Origin of the sequence: Polynucleobacter sp. TUM22923, assembly GCF_030295705.1 — a bacterium.
In the GTDB taxonomy this organism is placed as follows: Bacteria; Pseudomonadota; Gammaproteobacteria; order Burkholderiales; family Burkholderiaceae; genus Polynucleobacter.
This window is the reverse complement of the sequence record NZ_AP027274.1, coordinates 1,319,983-1,337,444: the sequence shown is the minus strand read 5'-3', so window position 1 is coordinate 1,337,444 and position 17,462 is coordinate 1,319,983. Positions and strand designations below refer to the sequence as shown.

Genomic DNA, 17,462 nt, shown 5'->3' with positions numbered 1-17,462 from the left:
ACTTCCTACAATTTAACAGGAGTCGATATGTTCAAGCATTTATTAGTACCGGTTGACGGTTCAGATGTGAGTAAAAAATCACTCAAAAAAGTAGCTGCGCTTGCTAAATCCGATAAAGCAGCAATTACTCTGACCTATGTTTCAGATCCTACACCGCCTATGGTTTACTCAGATAGTACGATGGGTTACGGTATTTCTCAGAAGGATCATCAAAAGGTCTGTGCAGCGTTTGCAGCGGATGTGTTCAAAAAATCCATTACCTTATTGGGCGCTGGTATCAAGGTGAATACGGTTCATATTGCCAATAGTGATTTATCCCAAGGCATTTTGGATGCTGCCAAGAAGGCTAAAGCAGATGTCATTGTGATGGCATCTCATAAGCGAACAGGCATCAAGGGGCTATTGCTTGGTAGCGAAGCACACGAGGTTATCGTGCACGCTACGTTGCCTGTTTTGGTGCTTGGTTAGGGTAAGTAAGCGCCTAAGATAAAGGGATCTGTGAAGATCCCTTTGTTTTTTCAGATGGACTGATTGATGCTGCTCTAATTTTTTATAGGTGTACCAAGCAATAGTATTTCTCGGGTGAGTAGGCCGCTATCGCTTTCGCGCATATTCCACAAATCTAATTGAATTTTAGGGCTATACGGGTCTACATAGACACCATCTTTTCTGAGCTCAAAATGGAGATGAGGGCCTGTGGATCGACCGGTTGAGCCAACATACCCGATCTCTAATCCACGCCTTACTTCATTACCTACTGCAAGCTCTGGGTTGTAGTTACTCAAATGGGCATAGTAGGTGCGGTAATTCCCTGGATGCTCTAGGATGATGAGGTTGCCGAATGCGCCGCTGTAGCCCAGATGAACAACCTTACCGGTTGCAACACTAAAAATTGGGGTTCCTATTGGGGCAGAGTAGTCAATCCCCATATGGGCACGATACCGTTGTTGAGGTACTGCCGCAGGAGCTCCACCATTTTTTGGCGCCGCAACTTTTTTACTAGATGCTCGCACGCTTCCTACACCGCGTGATATACGTCGATAACTTAAGGGGTTGGTCCAAAAGGTACGTTCAATCGATTCTCCACTAGCGGTGTAAAAGCCACCGGGTATGTCGCTACGGTCAACCCAAAAGGCGCTAGAGAATATCTCTTGCGATGAGGGGTCAATGATTTCTGCGGCCCAAATTTGCGCCCAGCGTTCCTTGTCGCCAAAGTCTACGATCAGGCGTACAACACTTCTCGTGTTTTCAAGGGCGTTATTTTCCTCAGGATATATTTGTTTAATAACAGAATTTAATTCCCATACAAGTTCGACTGGTAATTGATCGCCGACTTTTTTGGGGTCATATAAGACGTCATTTAGGGGTATCTGAATTTCTGTAAAACGTTTAGATTCTTCTTTTAAGGAGTCTTGTTGAACCAGGTACCCACCAGCCGCTGATGGCGTGAATGTCCAAACTTCCGTTTGTGAATCCTGTAGTGGGCCATTCATAATGCTGAGTGATTCAAAGCGATTTCGACTCCCTAGGGCTAGGGCATAGGGAACGCAATTACCGCGCATGCGATCAAAAAATACTTTAGATTGCGCATTGAAGAATTCATTAAAGGAGCGGTCTTCAACGCCAATATTTGCGGGCAAATTATTCTCGTTAAAGCTCCTGCGGATACACCCACGTTGTATGCGATAGTCAAAGTTCCCGGTATCTTCTCTACTATATTGCCCATCTATCCTTTTAAATAACTCGGGATTCAGACTCATGCTCTTAGAGGATTTGTCGATGGCGTTATCTTTGAACTTGATGCCACCCTGCACATTTGTTGCTACCTTTTTCTTTACTTGAGGCGCCTTGCTTTTCTGAGCTGTTTGATTTGACTGCTGTGCTTGGGCGCTAGAGACGAATGCAAGCATAGACATCATGATGAGTCCGATAAAAATCAGCTTGGCAAGGTTAATCGCTTTTATTGAAAGAGCCATGAATCTTTAACTTTTTTTTTCCACATGGTAATTATCCGATATTGCGGATCCTTTTTGAGATATTTATGTTGTGATGCAACAATTTCTATTGTTTTCATTTATCTGTGAGTGGAAAAAGTTCTCGATACAATATTTTTATTAAATATAGGAGATGTGATGCCCATTATTGAGTCTGTATCCGTTGCAGCAGTTGCCATTCCGCTAGATAAAGTCACTTCTTTTTCTACCCGAACAGTCTCTGAACGTCATTATTGCCTGGTAAAGGTGCGTGGCAAAGATGGTAATGAGGGAATTGGGTTTTGCTATGTTGGTAGCGCAGGCGGTGATGTAGCTAAAGTTGCTGTTGAGCAATTATTAGCGCCCAAATTGATTGGCCAAAATAGTCATCGTAGTGAGGGCTTATGGATGGAAATGTATGACGAATCCATCTTACAAGGACGGGCTGGAGTGGTGATGCGGGGTATTTCTATCTTGGATACCGCACTATGGGACTTAAATGCCCGTGCTGCTAAATTACCGCTGCATCAATACTTAGGCTCTGTAGTGGAGGATCGTGTGCCTGCGTATGCCAGTGGCGGCTACTATTTAGATGGAAAGACACCGGCTAAGTTAGGTAAGGAAATGGAGTCTTACGTAAATCAGGGTTTTAAGGCTGTCAAAATGAAAACAGGTCGCCTATCCCCAAGAGAGGAGGAGGCGCGCGTTAAAGCGGCTCGTAAGGCCGTAGGCGACGATGTATTACTCACGCTGGATGCCAATAACGCATGGCGTGATTTACCTACTGCCCTGGAATACATCCGTCGTTTTGAGCAATACAACCCTTATTGGATTGAGGAGCCATTTTCCCCGGACGCAATAGATCTTCACGCAGCCCTAGCCCGTCAAACCACTATTAACGTGGCTACTGGTGAGATGGAGGCAGGCCGTTGGCGCTTTAGAGAGCTCATTGACACTGGCGGTGCTGCTATTTTGCAGCCTGATGCAGCGGTGTGTGGCGGTATTACCGAGTGGCGTCGTATTGCAGCCTATGCGGATGTAAAAGGGGTCACCGTTTGCCCGCATTGGATGCATGACTTACATGCACCTTTGGTGGCTGCAACGCCAAATGCCCGTTTCGTAGAATTTTTCCTAGATGATCAAGTATTGAACTTCCGTAGATTAATTAACAAGCAACTCACATTTAAAAATGGTGACCTTATTTTGCATAAGACTCCGGGGTTAGGGTTTGAGTTTGATGAGGCTGCAGTTAAGAAATATGCAGGTAAAGCCGCTTGGACGAAGGTGATGTAATTTAAGTGCGCCAATAAAAATATCCCGCCTCAATCTGCGGGATTTTTTTATCGCATCAATACGGACAGTACTGCGAATCAGGTTGATCGAGGATTGAGTTTGAAGTGAGTCATAGTCTGGGTAATAAGCACTAATCCAAACCCTAAGAATCCAATAATGTCAGCCTCAGTTGAGGGGTAAGCCAGTGCTACGCCAGCGGCCACCATGATGACGCGCTCAAAGACTTTAGTCTTCTCAATAAACCAACCCTGAAGGCCTCCCGCTAGGCAGATGATGCCGACTACAGCCGTGAAGGAGATCCAAGCAATCTCTAGCCAATTGGCCTGCTCAAGCGCAGCTGTTGAGCCCATGAGTAGGAGACTAACCCCAGACTTATCTAGAACAAACATGAACGGTACCAATATAGCTGGCGCAACATACTTCCAAGTTTGAAGAGTGGTTTTGTAGGGATTGCCTTTACAGATGGCTGCGGCAGCAAAGGGGGAGAGTGCTGTTGGGGGAGAAACCTCGGACAGCACTGCGTAGTAGAAAATAAACATGTGAGCAGCAAATGCCGGAACGCCCAAATTAATTAACGCTGGCGCAGCGATAACCGCGCAAATGATGTAGGACGCGGTTACTGGAACTGCAAGCCCGACCACCCAAACTACTAAGGCAGTGAAGATGGCGGTGAGCAACAACGAGCCACCAGCATACTGAATGACGATAGAGCTGAACTTCAAGCCTAGACCGGTGAGTGTGACAGTGCCCACAATGAGGCCTGCACCTGCGCAGGTGGCTGCAATTGCGAGTACACCAGTAGAGCCTGATGCCAATGACTTGGTGAGATTTGAGTTGTAGAGACCTGCAAGTATCGGCTCTTTACCCTTAAACCAGGCCCAAGGAATAATGGCAGTATCTTCACGCAGCATGCTTGAGAGGGCCGAAACTACTGTCGCCCAAAATACAGACATGACTGGTGAGAAGCCGAACAGCATAAAAACGACGATCGAAATGAGTGAAAAGAAATGAAACCAGTATTTTTTGGTGAGTTGCCAAGCAGTTTCAGCCGCATGAAATTGGATGCTCTTCATGCCATATTTGCGCACATCGATTTCTACCATGACAAATAAGCCAAGATAGAACAAGATGGTTGGGATGGTTGCCATTAGCAACACATCTAAGTAAGAGATCTTTAAGAAATCAGCAATTAAGAATGCAGCTGCGCCCAGTACTGGCGGAGAAATAATAGCGCCTAAGCCACCTGCGGCAAGTAAGCCACCTGCGGCATTTTTTTCGTAACCTACTTTTTCTAGCATTGGTGCCGCTACAGAGCCAACAGTCACTGTAGTCGCTACACCGGAGCCAGAGGGGCCGCCAAGTAGAAATGAAGACATCACAATAGTCCTACCTACGCCAGAGGATTTTCCACCCATTGCTGCAAAAGAGAAGTCGATAAAAAACTTACCCGCACCAGTGAATTGTAAGAAGGCGCCAAATATCGTGAAGAGAATAATCAGGGTTGCTGAGACATCTACTGCTGTTCCATAAATACCTTCAAGCGTCATGAACATGTAGCCGACTAGGCGATCAATGTCATACCCTTTATGGGTCCATGGGGCCGGTAAGTAATTACCGAATACAGCATAGAGCAAGAATAAGGCGGTTACGCCAACCAAAATCATGCCATTTGTTCTTCTAACGCTCTCTAATATCAATGCAATTAAGCCAATGCCGATCATTACATCGGTAGAGTTTGGCGCAGTATTTCTGTCCATTAAGTCATCGCCACCGCTCAGAATGTAGTAGGCGATAAATACCGACCCAATTGCAAATACGATATCCCACCACATCAAACGATTTTTAAAACGGGCAGCTATCGGAAAGCTCAGAAACACTAAGAAAAGAACTAGGGCGACGTGAATGACGCGTAGCTGATGCGTTGGAACAATTGAGTAAGCAGCATAAAGGTGGAATAGGGACATGCCAACTGCTACCAGAGTAATGAACTTTGCCAAAAGACCTTTGTAGTCATTTGAGTCCCCCTCCTCTTGCTTGATGAAGGCGTCTAGTTTTTCTTGCGTTTCGTTATCAATCACGGACTGAGTCATGTCTCTACCTATTTATTTATATTCGTAAGGCTATTAAATCAAAAGAGTGGGACGTGCCCACTCTTGTTACTGCTGGCGCATTGCTAATACGTTTTACCGCTTAATTTAACTTCACGTTCTTTTCTTTAAAGTACTTTAAAGCGCCCGCATGAAAATCAATTGGCGTAGACTTTGTTTTTTGGTTCTCTAGAGTCACGTTAATGTACTCAGCATGGGTACGTACTAAATCAATTTTGTTGTCAAATACTGCCTTAACAATTTTGTAAGCTTCTGCTTCTGGCATATTGGCATTGACGACAAGAATGTTGGCAACGCCAGCGACATTGTTAGTTTTACTCATGCCGCTGTAGGTTTCTTTTGGAATATCAGCAGCAAAGTACAGATTTCCATACTTCTTATTCATTGCAGGTACTTCAGCAGAAGTATCAACCATCACAATTTTCATACCAGGACTGTTAGCAAGGTCAGTCACTGCTGCAGTAGGCAAACCACCAACCCAGAAAAAGGCATCAATCTTGCGATCTTTGACTGCATTGACAGATTCCGCTACGCTTAAACGTTCACGCTTAACATCCTTGTCCTTATCTAGACCGGCAGCCTCAAGTAGGCGAAAGGCCATCACTTCAGTTGCGCTTCCAGGGGCGCCAGTACTAATGCGCTTTCCTTTCAGGTCCTTCATCGACTTAATGCCTGTAGATTCGACAGTTACTACATGCATTAAGTTGGGGTACAGAACCATTAATGTACGCAAATCTACTTTTTTGCCGGCAAACTTACCTTCACCAATTTGAGCGTCTTTTGCGGCATCAGCCATAGAAAAGCCAACGTAGGGCTTGCCAGTACCGATCAGATTTAAGTTATCAACTGAGCCGCCAGTGACTTCTGCGGTTGCAGCCATTCCTGGCACCTTACTTGAGAGTAAGGCTGCAAGTCCACCACCCATTGGGTAATAAACGCCACCTGTACCACCAGTTGCAATGGAAATATTCTGTGCCTGAGCACTTCCCCAAAGTATTGAAAGGGATAAAGCGATGATTTTTAATAGTTTCATGGTTGTCTCCTATGGTGCATCTATTGAATTAAAGGCCTGGCATATTAAAGTGAATGCTTTTGAGCTCTCCAAGCAACTTCGCTTGCTGCTCTGTACTTAACTGCATGAGCGGTGGTCTTACCCGTAACCACTCAGAATCATTACTATAACTGGCAACGGCAGTTTTCATTCCGGCAATCATCTGATATTGAGCAAATATTGAGCGTACCTGATCTAAATCGGCTTGAAGTTGATCTGCATCAGATTCTTGCCAATGCGCTGCTAATTCTGCGATGGCCTTAGGGTTTACATTAGCAGTAGCAGAGATGCAGCCTACGCCGCCTGCACGCAAGGCACGCATTAAAAATACCTCACTGCCAGCATAAACTCGAAAACCCGATGGCGCTAAAAGCTTAATCACAGACTCTGTGTACTCCCAATCGCCGGAGCTGTCTTTCATCCCGACAACCGTTTGTGGATACTCTTTTGTTAAGCGCTCCAATAAGGAGAGGCTTAAATTGATTTTGGTAACTGGCGGAATGTTGTAAATATAAACTTGTAATCGAGCATCACCAACTTTTTGAATTACTTCTGAGAAGTAAGCAAATAAACCATCATCAGTGACATCCTTGTAGTAGAACGGAGGCAACATCAACACGCCTGCGCACTGATGTTGAACAGCATGGCTAGTCATACTGACTGTGGCATCAATCGAAGTGGCACCCGTACCGGGCATCATATGCGCTGGATTGAGGCCGCCCTCTATCAGTGCGGTTAAGGTACTCATTTTCTGTGGCGCAGACATAGAGTTTGCTTCGGAGTTGGTCCCGAAGATAGCTTGCCCTACGCCGTTTGATTCAAGCCATTGGCACTGCTTAAGTAATTTTTTAGCATCAGGATTACCCTCTGGCGTAAAGGGGGTTAAAACTGGTGACAGTACTGCGGGCAGCGAAGAGGGATGCGGTGACATGGTCATATTGATTCCGGGTTAATTTTTTACTTCGGTAAGAAGTGGCTTTAGATTATAAAAAGCTTCTAAGTTATCTAGTGCTAAATTTGTCATTAATTGTCTAGTTTCTGATGTTGCACTGCCAATATGAGGCGTAAGCAATACATTATCAAGTTTTAAGAACCCAGGATTGGGATTGGGCTCATTTTCAAAGACATCTAGCGCCGCCCCAGCAATGATTTTTTGCTGCAGCGCAACTAAAAGGGCGGCTTCGTTGACAACACTACCTCGTGCAACATTAATGAGATAGCCTTTGGCCCCAAGTGCCGCCAGTACCTGTGCATTAATCATGCCTTCAGTCTCAGGGCTGGCAGGGCAGGCAAGAAATAACACGTCACTAACCTGCGCCAATGCAGTGATTGAAGGGTGGTATTCGTAAGCGACGTCCTTTTGATTTGGTCCGGTATAGGCAATCTTGACCTTGAAGGGCTCCAAGCGTTTGGCTAGGTCCTGTCCAATACGGCCCATACCGGCAATACCGACACACTTACCGGCTAATGAAGTGGTCATGGTGAAGGGCGCCTTGGACCATGCACTTGTTTGGACAAACTCTTGCGCTTGAGGAATGCGACGCAGTAACCCAAACAACATGCCAATAGCCAGTTCACAAACGGCATCATTTAAAACGCCCGGTGTATTGCTAGCTTTGATACCTTTTTGCTGAAGATAGGCCAGGGGAAGGTTGTCATAGCCCACCCCGCAAGTAGCAATCATTTGAATACCAGTCACTTGCTCAAGTAAAGATTGGGAGATGACTGTATTGGAGCGAGTCAGTATTGCAGTGAAGTTTCCTGCGGGCACTTTTCCCTGGGGATCAAGTAGCTTAGCGGTCTTTAGTCGTTGGTCGATTTCCGTTTGCATAATTTCTGGAAATTGACCGACCTGAAGGACAGAATTGACTGGGATCATGTCTCACTTACTTTTTTATTGAAATAATCAAATCATTGTAAGAGGATTTATAGTCTTATTTAAATATTTAAGGAGAAATCAGATGTTATTTACCCCAGCAGAAACAAAGGTGGTGATTGTCGGCGGTGGCACTATGGGCGCCGATGTAGCGGCTGTCTGCGCACGGGGGGGTTGTGCAGTACAAGTGGTTGAGCTTACAACAGAGCGGCGAGCGCTTTTACCGGATTATTTTGCCAATACGTTGAGTGACCTAGGGTACGAGCATCGCACCCACCTGCTCTCGGTTGCAGGCTCCCTGCAAGAGGTGGATTGGTCAGATATCGACTTGGTGATTGAATGCGTGCCTGAGCGACTTGATATTAAGCAAGAGCTATTTGCGAAGTTAGAAAAGCTAGCTAAGCCTGAAACAGTGCTTGCAAGCAATAGTTCCAGTTTCCCAATTAGTGAAATCGCTAGTGGATTAAAAACAGCCGCCCGAATGATTGGCTTGCATTTTTTTATGCCCGCTCATTTAGTTCCTTGTGTTGAAGTGGTTTACGGTGAAAAAACATCCCTAATGGTTGGTGAAAGTTTATCTAGACTCATGACAGCCTGTGGCATGGTGCCCGTAACTGTGAAAAAAGATCTGCCTGGATTTTTAGCAAACCGATTGCAACATGCTTTATCGCGTGAAGCTTTCTCAATGGTAGACGCTGGGATTGCTACGCTAGAAGACATTGATAAGGCGGTACGTTTTGGTTTTGGCTTTCGCTACCTTGCCGCAGGCCCAGTGATGCAGCGTGATCATGCTGGTCTTGAGGTGCATGGCGCTGCTGGAGCCAGTATTTATCCCTCTTTGAATAATTCACCTAACATTGCTAAGTGCTTAAGTGAGCGTGTGGCCAGTGGCAAGCTAGGCATGAAAACTGGCGAAGGATTTTTCCCTTGGACTTCCGAATCCATTAAGGTCGAGCGAAAGCGTTACGACGACATCCTTCGTGCAGGGCTTCAGATTATTCAAAAAGAGCTACCCGAAATTAAATGATGAAGTGACTAAGCCCCTATTGACCGTACTAAGTAATATCTTTGAGATTGAGTTTTCTGAGGTGGGGGGCGAGTCGATAAGTAATGGCAACTACAGCAATGGTTGCAACGCCACCAAAAATAATGGATGGTACCAAGCCTATCAGGCTCGCAGCAATACCGGATTCAAGGGCGCCCAATTCATTGGAGGAGCCAATGAAGATGCCATTGATTGCGCTAATTCTGCCGCGCATATGATCGGGTGTGGTTAGCTGCATAATGCTGCCGCGAATGACTACCGACACTGAATCGCAGCAACCTGAAATACCCAGAAAGAGGGCGCAGAGCAATAAATTACTGGATAGGCCAAAAGCAATAATCGCCAAACCAAATCCTGCAACAGACATAAAGAGATACTTCCCTGAGTCAGTGAGAATAGGCCGTTTGGCTAAATAGATCCCAGTGATCACAGCGCCTACTGCAGGAGCGGATCTCAAGATGCCCAGTGTTTCTGGGACAGCATTGAGTACTTCTTTCACAAAGGCGGGCAAGATGGAGACGGCGCCGCCGAACAGCACAGCAAACATATCTAATGCCATGATGCCTAGTATGAGCTCATGCTTTTTAACGTAATGAAAGCCCTCTAAAAAGCTTTTTAAAAACCGATGAGATGAATAGTTCGTTTTCTCTTGAACAACATTAATAAAGGTAATCCCATATAAGCCAAATACTCCGCATAGAGCAGCCAGCAGGTAAGTCCACTCTAGGCCTGCAAAACCAATCATGAGGCCACCCAATCCAGGGCCTGTTACAACACAAATTTGAAATGCGGATGATGCATAGGCAGTGTATCGGGTCAGTTGATCACGGGGGATGATTTGCCCAAATAATGCTTGATAAGAGGGTCTTAATAAAGCCCTGCCAACGCCAATAAAAGCTACTGCGGTGTAAATCAGTGGAATGGGTGGTGAGAGGTAGCCCAATGCAATAGCCGTTAAAAATAAAGCGACAGCCACGTGAATCATGCAAGCAATTGCGGCAATCCATTTTCTAGAATAGTGGTCAACTGCATGCCCAGAGTAAAGCGCTAAGGCAAAGTAGGGAATGAGTTCAGCTAGGCCAATGAGACCCAGGGATATGACGCTGTTGGTAATTTCATAAATATGCCAACCTACAGCGACCATCGTGATTTGGTAGCTCAGTGTTGCGCCAACTCGGTAGAGTAATAGGGTTCTAAAAGCTTTGCTGTGGTTCATGAATTCTTTTCATTTTACAAGGCATTCATGATTTATCCTTAAGGAATGAAGAAGATCATTCGTATTTGGGATTTACCTATCCGCCTATTTCACTGGGCTTTAGTTGTCTTCATCATCATTAGCTTCATTACAGTCAATATTGGTGGTGATGCGATGGCGTTGCATGCGCTATCGGGTTATTGCATTCTCGCGCTGATTATTTTCAGAATATTTTGGGGGTTCTTTGGATCTCATCATGCCCGCTTTATTAATTTTGTTCCGAGCCCCCGGGGCTTATATCAATATCTGAAAGGCCAATCGCCGGCAGTTTTAGGTCATAACCCTTTAGGCTCTTTATCAGTGCTTGCCTTAATCTTTGCGGTTGGGCTTCAAGCAGTGACCGGCCTATTTTCAAACGACGATATTCTGTTTGAGGGGCCTTTTGCACAATACGTTTCGAACGCTACTGTTGCGATATTTAATTCGATACATCATTGGAATGATTTAGTTTTGTTAGGATTGATTGCAGTGCACTTATGCGCCATTTTTTACTATCAACGATTTAGACGTGAAAATCTCATAAAACCAATGCTGGTTGGTGATAAGGAAATTGACCCAAGCGAAGAGGCAAAATATCTGCCTGCTGGCTTAGGTCAAGACTCTAAGGATGGAGCCTGGCAACGCGGTACAGCCTTGCTATTGCTTAGTCTGATTGCCGTTATCTTAGGCTATTTCGTTACCCGCTAATTATTTTTTCTTGAAGTCATCATGGCAATTCTTGCATGTTTGACCAGCCGCACCAAAAGCCTTTTTGATTGCTTCTTGATCGCCTGACTGTGCAGCTACATTCAAGTTCACCACAGCGAGTTGCATTTTTTCACTAGCGGATTTGAACTTCGCGTTATCTGACCAGACGGCTGGCAACGCATTGCCGCCCTCAGTGCCGGGGCCAAACGCCTGCCATGGCAAAGTCGACAGTGTGGTTACGATCGCTGCATTCTTGGCAACCTCATCTTTGTTGTATGGCGCCTCACCCTTTACTACAGCACTAATTTTCCCAAAGGAATTGGCCATAACGGTGTAAACACTTTGACGATATTTAATCGCATCTTCCGGTTTTTTAAATTGGGCAAAAGCGATGCTAGATGCCGCTGCTAGAGTGGCGATCGTTGCTACTAGGATAATTTTTTTTGTTTTCATGTGCACTCCTAAACGAAGTTGTGAGGCTTTGGTTTAACAAGGTAATGGGTTAGTTGAGCATACTACTGAACGATGTGGCTACAGTAGCATTTGCAAGGGTAGCGTTATTAGGTAGATGGCACCTTTAAAAAACCCTATAAGCGGCTCCATCCAGAAGTTTCCAATCACGCCAGTAAATACCAGCGCTAGCACGACAAAAAAGCCCCAAGGTTCAATTTTACCTAGGGCAATCGATTGGCGAGCTGGCAACAGCCCAGCCAGAATTCGGCCACCATCAAGAGGGGGCAGTGGAAACAGGTTAAACACTAATAAGCCAAGGTTCCAGCTAATGCCGGCCTGAGACATGGAAACTAAGAAGGGCTCATTTACCCCTAATCCAAATAGTGTGATGAGTAGTATTGCCCAAATCAGTGCCTGAATAAAGTTAGAACCTGGGCCGGCCAAGGCCACCCAAATCGAATCTATTCTGGGATTCTTTAGCTTGTCAAAGCGCACAGGTACTGGCTTGGCATAGCCCACCAAGAAGGGGGAGCCAGTTAATAGCAGTGTTAACGGAATCAGAATGGTGCCCACAGGATCGATATGCTTCGCAGGGTTTAGGCTCACTCTGCCTAATAAATAGGCAGTGTTGTCACCCAGTTTTCGGGCGGCATAGCCATGGGCCGCCTCATGAACCGTAATGGCAAAAATCAAAGGAATCGCATTGATGGCGACAGCTTGGATAGAATAGTCAGTAATCATGACAATATGATATCTACAGGAGTGAACAAAGTGACTGACGAGAAAAAACCAGAATCAAAAATCCCGGCCAAGGTAACGCTGGCTAAGCCTGCTGCACGTCCTCCGGCTCCAAAGGGTCCATCAGGTCCTGGTGGCAGGCCTCAGGCTGGATTTGGTGGTGGAAAAGCCATGATGCGTAAGGCTGGTCGAGGCCGATAGTGGATAATGACTCCATTAATGAATATATTCAATAAGGATTCAGCATGAACGAATGGCATAAAGAGTCGAAAGACGAAATCAATAAAAAAATCATTACCCTGATTGTGATGTTGGCAGTGGCAACGAGTTTGGCTATTCTGTTTGCACTGGTTGCCGCTCATATTGGTTACGTATTCGGCTAATTCGCATTCATGGCAGCATGACCTGTTCTAAGCCAATACTGATTTTTACCTCTTAATAAGACACCAAGTATGTGGCCATCTTTGCTTGCAATCTTTTGTGGGGCCGGCACTGGCGCATTGCTCAGGGCTGGATTTAATCTAGTAACTGTAGGCGCCACCGTAGGAATTACGACAGGAGCTGCTGCAGTGCTTCCCTTGGGTACGTTGCTATCCAATCTAGTTGGCGGCTATTTTGTTGGTATCGCCGTAGCATTCTTTGGAAATAACGCCCATTTATCCCCTGAGTGGAGACTATTTGTCATTACTGGTTTCTTAGGCGGTCTAACCACCTTCTCCAGTTTTTCTGCCGAAGTTGTCGGCTTAATGCAGCGTGGTGAGGTGACGTGGGCACTCGCCACAACCCTGTTTAATTTAATCGGATCTTTGGTATTAACCTTTGCCGGTATCTTGACTTACCAAGCTCTGAAATAGGAGCATTTGAATAGAAGTAAGTACCGGGTCATTTACTCGGGCTTGATATTTCCTGCATTGACTACGGCGCTCCATTTAGCAGCCTCAGACTTAATTAACGCGGCAAAGTCGGCGGGAGTTCCTCCACCAATTTCATTGCCTTGTGAGAGCATTAGCTCTCTAAGTTGAGGATCCTTTAAGGCTTCATTGGCAGCGGCATTGAGTTTTTCAATAATGGCCTTTGGTGTTTTAGAGGGTGCGATAAAACCTTGCCAATTCAGTACTTCAACTTTAGGAAAACCCGCTTCAGCAAAGCTGGGTAGATTCGGAAAGAGGGGTGATCTCTTTTTGCTGGTAGTAGCGATGGGGCGTAGTTTGTCAGCCCTAATGCTTGGTACTGCCGAATACATCTGATCAAACATCATATCGACATTCCCGGCCATCAGATCGGTTAGACCTGCAGAGCCACTTTTATACGGTACATGGATCATCTGAATGCCTGCATTTTGCATAAAGAGTTCGGCCGAAAGTTGATGGCTTCCACCAATTCCTCCGGAGGAAAAGGTTAGGGTGCCAGGCTTGGCTTTAGCGGCTGCAACAATATCTTGAATCGTTTTGTATTGAGAATTGGGGTTGACCACCAGAATGAGTGGCCCTTTTTCTATCAGAATAATAGGGCTGAGATCTGTTTCTGGGTCGTAACGCAAATTACCAAATAAGGTTTTATTCACCGCTAATGGTGCAAAGTTACCCATGCCAATCGTATAGCCATCTGGAGCAGCCCTAGAGACAAATTCCGTACCGATGTTACCGCCTGCACCAGGCTTGTTATCAACAATGATTGGCTGCTTGAGAATGACACTCATTTTCTGTGCCAGTTGCCTACTGCGAGAGTCTGCACTGCCTCCTGCACCGTAAGGCACGATTAAATTAATTGATTTATTGGGATAATTAGTTTGAGCGCTGACAGCGCCTATCGTTGCAAGAGTGGTGGAGATGATTGCAGTAATAAAAAAGGGTGTCATTTTCATATAAAACCAAATAGTCCTAAAAGTGCGCCTAGTCCAATAAAGTAAAGAGGATGCCAGCGAGTAAAGATGGTTAATGCAATGGTGAGGATGGTAAGAATATAAGCGGCATTAGTATGATTAATTTGTAAAGCAATCTGCCATGCCGAAGATAGTACCAGCCCAATAGCAAGAGCTGCAGCTGCGTATTGAATAACTTTCTTTCGGTGCTCGTTATGCATATTTGTGATGAAGCGCTGAAGAAAATAAATCAAAATTGATGATGGCCAGGCGATCGCAAGGGTTGCGAGAAACGCACCAAGAACACCATAAACATGCCAACCTATTAAGGTGACCGTCATAAAGTTGGGCCCAGGGGCGGCTTGGGCAATTGCGAAATAGTCAGCAAAAGTTTGCACGTCAACCCAATGCTCTTGCCTCACAGCTAAATCCAATAAACTGGGAAGCAGGGCATTTATTCCGCCAAAGGCAACTAGAGAAAGTGCGGAGAGCTTGATAAATAAGCCCATCAAAATACTCATGATCTGGAGGCTTTCTTGTGCGCCAAAAATAGAGCCAATGGTGCGACGATCAGCACTACCCAGCCAAGACCAAGATGAAAATAGCTTGCCGCAATCACAGTGACAACTACTACCAGTAGCATGGCGGGGTATTGAAGCTCATCACGCAGCATCTTGAGACCCGTAGAGGCAATTAAACCTACGCCTACAGCAGAAATGCCACGCAGAATGCCTTTTACAGAATCCAAATAGCTGTATTGTTCATACAGTAGCGCTAAAAGCAGTACCAAACATACTGGTCCCAAAGTTAAGCCCAGTACTGCTGCTAAAGCGCCTTTAGCTCCCGCAAAGCGGGATCCAACACATACAGCGAGATTGACGATATTGGGACCGGGAACGATTTGACAGATTCCCAATATGGCACTGAACTCCTCTGAGCTCAAAATTTGATCTTGCTCTACAAGGGTTCGCCGTGCCCAAGGGAGAACCCCGCCAAAACCAGACATGCCGATCTTGCTAAAACTAATGAACAGCTGGGTGGGGGTCAGTGTTTTCAAAAAACAAGTTGGGTTTATGAGGGTTTGAAAGGATGTGGAACTGGTTTTTGATCAAGCCAGGCATTCAGAGTCTCTGTGATGCCTTGAGAGAATGCTTCAAAAATAGGCTCTGCAATAAAGCCTAAGTGTGGTGTAACTAATAAATTGGGCGTATTGCGCAAAGAATCATTGACGGGCAGCGGCTCAATATCAAATACGTCTATTGCTGCTTGGGCAGGAGCACCCCTTTGAAGTGCAATGCTTAAGTCAGACATATTAATCAGCGCTGCTCTAGAGGTGTTAACTAGAATGGAATCAGGGCGCATTAAAGCCAATTGATCGGCACTAATAATTCCTTTGGTTCCTGGACCGGCCACTAAATGCATAGTGATTACCTTGGATGTACTGAGTAATTCGTCTAAGCTAACCGAGACAGCATTTTCAGTAGCGGCGCGCTCAGGAGTCATGCGCGGGCTCCAGGTCACTACTTCCATTCCAAAGGCACGACCTACTCTGGCCACTTTACTTCCGATAGCGCCTAAGCCCATGATGCCCAGACGTTGCCCTGACAACATTGGCAGTACTGATAATTCATTGCGCCAACCACCATTTCCAATGAGTGATGTTTGATTGATCAAATTTTTGGAGGCAGCCAAAATCAAGGCCCAAGTAAGTTCAGCTGTGGTCTCTTTTGATGGGCCACCTGGTGTGCATGCCATCGGAATATTTCTGGAGACAAGCGCTGAAGCTTCGAGCGTGCCATTACGTTCACCAGTGAACATCAGGAGTTTAAGCTTTGGTAATCGGGCAATCATCGCCTCATTAAATGGAGAGCGATCTCTTACGATGGCGATAGCATCAGCGTCCTTAACCGCCTCATATAGGGCTTCGTCACGTAAGGGCTCATGATGAATGGTCAGATTTGACTTTTGATCTAACTCTTCCCAATGAGAGAAGCGTCGCAAAGCGCGTTCGTAGTCTCCGAGGATGACGATATTAGGTAGTGTGGACATGTGCCAGTTCCGTAAGTTTATGGTGGATTAATCAGGTGTGGAGAGTTGCAAGATCTGCTTTAGATCGGAGGCGCACACACGTGCCAGATAGGGCTTAGGCCTTTAGAAATAGTACGAGGCATCAAAAAAAGAATATCCAATGAGAATGGTTAAGCATGCCTTAAGCTTTCATATATGTTTAAGTAATTTTTTCTTGTTGGGCAGATTTTACTCTGGTTACTTAAGCTACTTGTAGCAGGAAAAGTCGTTTACCTTGAGAGTCTTACTGTGGCTCTAAGACTTTAAGTTTTTTTCGTATGGACTGTTCGATCGGGATCGATTTTAAATTAGGTTCCAATGACTCTCGTTCATCAAAAACAAAGCAGGTGCCGCTGTAGTGTGTAGAGCCTACTTCCTCGAAATACTTCAAGATGCCACCTTCTAATTGGTAGCTATGTTGCATCCCAATCTCGCGCATATAGAGGCCTGATTTTTCACAGCGTATTCCCCCGGTGCAAAAGCTCACTAATGTTTTGTCGGCTAAAGCCTCTTTCTGAGCCTCGATTGCTTGGGGAAACTCTGTAAATTTACTAATGTTGAAATGCATCGCATTTTCAAAGGTGCCGTACTCCACCTCAAATGCGTTGCGGGTATCAATCATTACCACTGGACGTCCCAAATCATCGGTTCCCCGATCAAGCCATTCTCGTAATTTTTGGGGTGCAATGAAATTAGCCCTACCTTCTTCAGGACGAATCGTGGGGTGATTCATGCGAATAATTTCATTCTTTATTTTGACGAGCATCTTTTTAAATGGCTGCGCTTCAGACCAGCTATCTTTGGTCTGCAAAGCACTAAAGCGGGCATCCATCCTTAGCCAGCCTAAGAAGCTGTGTAATTCGAGCTCTTTGCCAGCTAAAAACAGGTTGATTCCTTCCCCGGTTAATAAGATCGTGCCTTTAATTTGGCGGGAATTGCACTCAGCAAGCATTGCACTGCGTAGCTCTGTCAATCCATCTAGGCTCACAAATAAATAGGCTGCAATGTTCAGGATGGGTTTCATGATTGTTCTATTTTGGCTCCAACCCTTATTA

The 17,462-nt window shown here is 45.5% G+C and carries 20 protein-coding genes; 7 read left to right on the top strand and 13 right to left on the bottom strand.

Annotation, left to right across the window (positions count from 1 at the left end; all coding sequences use genetic code 11):
- Positions 1-27 precede the first annotated feature (27 nt).
- Positions 28-468 carry a universal stress protein gene (locus QUD86_RS06815; protein ID WP_286296153.1) on the top strand — a complete coding sequence of 147 codons (441 nt, stop codon included), beginning with the start codon at positions 28-30 and terminating at the stop codon, positions 466-468.
- A 74-nt stretch (positions 469-542) separates the two neighbouring features.
- On the opposite strand, the gene QUD86_RS06810 is transcribed toward QUD86_RS06815, so the two are convergent.
- The gene (locus tag QUD86_RS06810; protein WP_286296152.1) at positions 543-1,976 is read right to left on the bottom strand and encodes a M23 family metallopeptidase; all 1,434 of its coding nucleotides are present in this window, start codon (positions 1,974-1,976) and stop codon (positions 543-545) included.
- Between the two features lie 156 nt (positions 1,977-2,132).
- Here QUD86_RS06810 and QUD86_RS06805 point away from each other — a divergent pair, with 156 nt between their 5' ends.
- Positions 2,133-3,266, top strand: a complete 1,134-nt coding sequence (locus QUD86_RS06805; protein WP_286296151.1) for a mandelate racemase/muconate lactonizing enzyme family protein — start codon at positions 2,133-2,135, stop codon at positions 3,264-3,266.
- A gap of 77 nt (positions 3,267-3,343) precedes the next feature.
- Here QUD86_RS06805 and QUD86_RS06800 read toward each other — a convergent pair whose 3' ends face one another.
- The 4 genes from QUD86_RS06800 to QUD86_RS06785 form a co-directional block, all read right to left on the bottom strand.
- Entirely contained in the window at positions 3,344-5,356 is a 2,013-nt protein-coding gene (locus tag QUD86_RS06800) for a TRAP transporter permease (RefSeq protein WP_286296150.1), read from the bottom strand.
- A 100-nt stretch (positions 5,357-5,456) separates the two neighbouring features.
- Positions 5,457-6,407 (bottom strand): TAXI family TRAP transporter solute-binding subunit, encoded by a 951-nt coding sequence (locus tag QUD86_RS06795; RefSeq protein WP_286296149.1) that lies wholly within the window; start codon positions 6,405-6,407, stop codon positions 5,457-5,459.
- Between the two features lie 28 nt (positions 6,408-6,435).
- Positions 6,436-7,362 (bottom strand): dihydrodipicolinate synthase family protein, encoded by a 927-nt coding sequence (locus QUD86_RS06790; protein WP_286296148.1) that lies wholly within the window; start codon positions 7,360-7,362, stop codon positions 6,436-6,438.
- A 12-nt stretch (positions 7,363-7,374) separates the two neighbouring features.
- Complete coding sequence (locus QUD86_RS06785) at positions 7,375-8,304, bottom strand: 2-hydroxyacid dehydrogenase (protein ID WP_286296147.1); 930 nt, start codon at positions 8,302-8,304, stop codon at positions 7,375-7,377.
- A gap of 82 nt (positions 8,305-8,386) precedes the next feature.
- On the opposite strand from QUD86_RS06785, the gene QUD86_RS06780 reads away from it, so the two are divergent.
- Complete coding sequence (locus QUD86_RS06780; protein ID WP_286296146.1) at positions 8,387-9,328, top strand: 3-hydroxyacyl-CoA dehydrogenase family protein; 942 nt, start codon at positions 8,387-8,389, stop codon at positions 9,326-9,328.
- A gap of 28 nt (positions 9,329-9,356) precedes the next feature.
- Here QUD86_RS06780 and QUD86_RS06775 read toward each other — a convergent pair whose 3' ends face one another.
- Positions 9,357-10,562 carry an MFS transporter gene (locus tag QUD86_RS06775; RefSeq protein WP_286296145.1) on the bottom strand — a complete coding sequence of 402 codons (1,206 nt, stop codon included), beginning with the start codon at positions 10,560-10,562 and terminating at the stop codon, positions 9,357-9,359.
- 45 nt (positions 10,563-10,607) lie between these two features.
- On the opposite strand from QUD86_RS06775, the gene QUD86_RS06770 reads away from it, so the two are divergent.
- A complete protein-coding gene (locus QUD86_RS06770; protein ID WP_286296143.1) occupies positions 10,608-11,288 on the top strand; it encodes a cytochrome b/b6 domain-containing protein in 681 nt (226 codons plus the stop codon).
- On the opposite strand, the gene QUD86_RS06765 is transcribed toward QUD86_RS06770, so the two are convergent.
- Positions 11,289-11,741 carry a c-type cytochrome gene (locus tag QUD86_RS06765; RefSeq protein ID WP_286296142.1) on the bottom strand — a complete coding sequence of 151 codons (453 nt, stop codon included), beginning with the start codon at positions 11,739-11,741 and terminating at the stop codon, positions 11,289-11,291. It abuts the gene before it with no gap.
- Positions 11,742-11,819: 78 nt separating this feature from the next.
- The gene (locus QUD86_RS06760; RefSeq protein ID WP_286296139.1) at positions 11,820-12,482 is read right to left on the bottom strand and encodes a site-2 protease family protein; all 663 of its coding nucleotides are present in this window, start codon (positions 12,480-12,482) and stop codon (positions 11,820-11,822) included.
- A 6-nt stretch (positions 12,483-12,488) separates the two neighbouring features.
- Here QUD86_RS06760 and QUD86_RS06755 point away from each other — a divergent pair, with 6 nt between their 5' ends.
- From QUD86_RS06755 to crcB, 3 genes are all read left to right on the top strand, one after another.
- On the top strand, positions 12,489-12,680 hold the full coding sequence (locus QUD86_RS06755) for a hypothetical protein (protein WP_100378999.1): 192 nt from the start codon (positions 12,489-12,491) through the stop codon (positions 12,678-12,680).
- 44 nt (positions 12,681-12,724) lie between these two features.
- A complete protein-coding gene (locus QUD86_RS06750; RefSeq protein WP_198508680.1) occupies positions 12,725-12,862 on the top strand; it encodes a hypothetical protein in 138 nt (45 codons plus the stop codon).
- A 69-nt stretch (positions 12,863-12,931) separates the two neighbouring features.
- Complete coding sequence (gene crcB, locus QUD86_RS06745; protein ID WP_286296137.1) at positions 12,932-13,333, top strand: fluoride efflux transporter CrcB; 402 nt, start codon at positions 12,932-12,934, stop codon at positions 13,331-13,333.
- 32 nt (positions 13,334-13,365) lie between these two features.
- Here the strand turns inward: crcB and QUD86_RS06740 are convergent, their stop codons facing one another.
- The 5 genes from QUD86_RS06740 to QUD86_RS06720 all read right to left on the bottom strand — a co-directional run bounded on the left by QUD86_RS06740 (position 13,366) and on the right by QUD86_RS06720 (position 17,431).
- Entirely contained in the window at positions 13,366-14,343 is a 978-nt protein-coding gene (locus QUD86_RS06740) for a Bug family tripartite tricarboxylate transporter substrate binding protein (RefSeq protein ID WP_286296135.1), read from the bottom strand.
- Complete coding sequence (locus tag QUD86_RS06735) at positions 14,340-14,849, bottom strand: chromate transporter (protein ID WP_286298709.1); 510 nt, start codon at positions 14,847-14,849, stop codon at positions 14,340-14,342. The genes QUD86_RS06740 and QUD86_RS06735 overlap by 4 nt, the downstream gene beginning before the upstream one ends.
- 8 nt (positions 14,850-14,857) lie before the next feature.
- Entirely contained in the window at positions 14,858-15,397 is a 540-nt protein-coding gene (locus QUD86_RS06730; protein WP_286296133.1) for a chromate transporter, read from the bottom strand.
- A 14-nt stretch (positions 15,398-15,411) separates the two neighbouring features.
- Positions 15,412-16,389 (bottom strand): D-2-hydroxyacid dehydrogenase family protein, encoded by a 978-nt coding sequence (locus QUD86_RS06725; protein ID WP_286296132.1) that lies wholly within the window; start codon positions 16,387-16,389, stop codon positions 15,412-15,414.
- A gap of 262 nt (positions 16,390-16,651) precedes the next feature.
- Positions 16,652-17,431 (bottom strand): sulfurtransferase, encoded by a 780-nt coding sequence (locus QUD86_RS06720; RefSeq protein ID WP_286296131.1) that lies wholly within the window; start codon positions 17,429-17,431, stop codon positions 16,652-16,654.
- Positions 17,432-17,462: the final 31 nt, after the last annotated feature.

What these genes read in the sequence shown, in the direction of transcription:
- crcB (WP_286296137.1), top strand. Translation starts at nt 12,932, where the DNA reads ATGTGGCCATCTTTGCTTGCAATCTTTTGTGGGGCCGGCACTGGCGCA.
- QUD86_RS06785 (WP_286296147.1), bottom strand. Translation starts at nt 8,304, where the DNA reads ATGATCCCAGTCAATTCTGTCCTTCAGGTCGGTCAATTTCCAGAAATT.
- QUD86_RS06800 (WP_286296150.1), bottom strand. Translation starts at nt 5,356, where the DNA reads ATGACTCAGTCCGTGATTGATAACGAAACGCAAGAAAAACTAGACGCC.
- QUD86_RS06760 (WP_286296139.1), bottom strand. Translation starts at nt 12,482, where the DNA reads ATGATTACTGACTATTCTATCCAAGCTGTCGCCATCAATGCGATTCCT.
- QUD86_RS06775 (WP_286296145.1), bottom strand. Translation starts at nt 10,562, where the DNA reads ATGAACCACAGCAAAGCTTTTAGAACCCTATTACTCTACCGAGTTGGC.
- QUD86_RS06740 (WP_286296135.1), bottom strand. Translation starts at nt 14,343, where the DNA reads ATGAAAATGACACCCTTTTTTATTACTGCAATCATCTCCACCACTCTT.
- QUD86_RS06770 (WP_286296143.1), top strand. Translation starts at nt 10,608, where the DNA reads ATGAAGAAGATCATTCGTATTTGGGATTTACCTATCCGCCTATTTCAC.
- QUD86_RS06720 (WP_286296131.1), bottom strand. Translation starts at nt 17,431, where the DNA reads ATGAAACCCATCCTGAACATTGCAGCCTATTTATTTGTGAGCCTAGAT.
- QUD86_RS06750 (WP_198508680.1), top strand. Translation starts at nt 12,725, where the DNA reads ATGAACGAATGGCATAAAGAGTCGAAAGACGAAATCAATAAAAAAATC.
- QUD86_RS06765 (WP_286296142.1), bottom strand. Translation starts at nt 11,741, where the DNA reads ATGAAAACAAAAAAAATTATCCTAGTAGCAACGATCGCCACTCTAGCA.
- QUD86_RS06805 (WP_286296151.1), top strand. Translation starts at nt 2,133, where the DNA reads ATGCCCATTATTGAGTCTGTATCCGTTGCAGCAGTTGCCATTCCGCTA.
- QUD86_RS06780 (WP_286296146.1), top strand. Translation starts at nt 8,387, where the DNA reads ATGTTATTTACCCCAGCAGAAACAAAGGTGGTGATTGTCGGCGGTGGC.
- QUD86_RS06795 (WP_286296149.1), bottom strand. Translation starts at nt 6,407, where the DNA reads ATGAAACTATTAAAAATCATCGCTTTATCCCTTTCAATACTTTGGGGA.
- QUD86_RS06790 (WP_286296148.1), bottom strand. Translation starts at nt 7,362, where the DNA reads ATGACCATGTCACCGCATCCCTCTTCGCTGCCCGCAGTACTGTCACCA.
- QUD86_RS06725 (WP_286296132.1), bottom strand. Translation starts at nt 16,389, where the DNA reads ATGTCCACACTACCTAATATCGTCATCCTCGGAGACTACGAACGCGCT.
- QUD86_RS06735 (WP_286298709.1), bottom strand. Translation starts at nt 14,849, where the DNA reads ATGGGCTTATTTATCAAGCTCTCCGCACTTTCTCTAGTTGCCTTTGGC.
- QUD86_RS06755 (WP_100378999.1), top strand. Translation starts at nt 12,489, where the DNA reads ATGATATCTACAGGAGTGAACAAAGTGACTGACGAGAAAAAACCAGAA.
- QUD86_RS06810 (WP_286296152.1), bottom strand. Translation starts at nt 1,976, where the DNA reads ATGGCTCTTTCAATAAAAGCGATTAACCTTGCCAAGCTGATTTTTATC.
- QUD86_RS06815 (WP_286296153.1), top strand. Translation starts at nt 28, where the DNA reads ATGTTCAAGCATTTATTAGTACCGGTTGACGGTTCAGATGTGAGTAAA.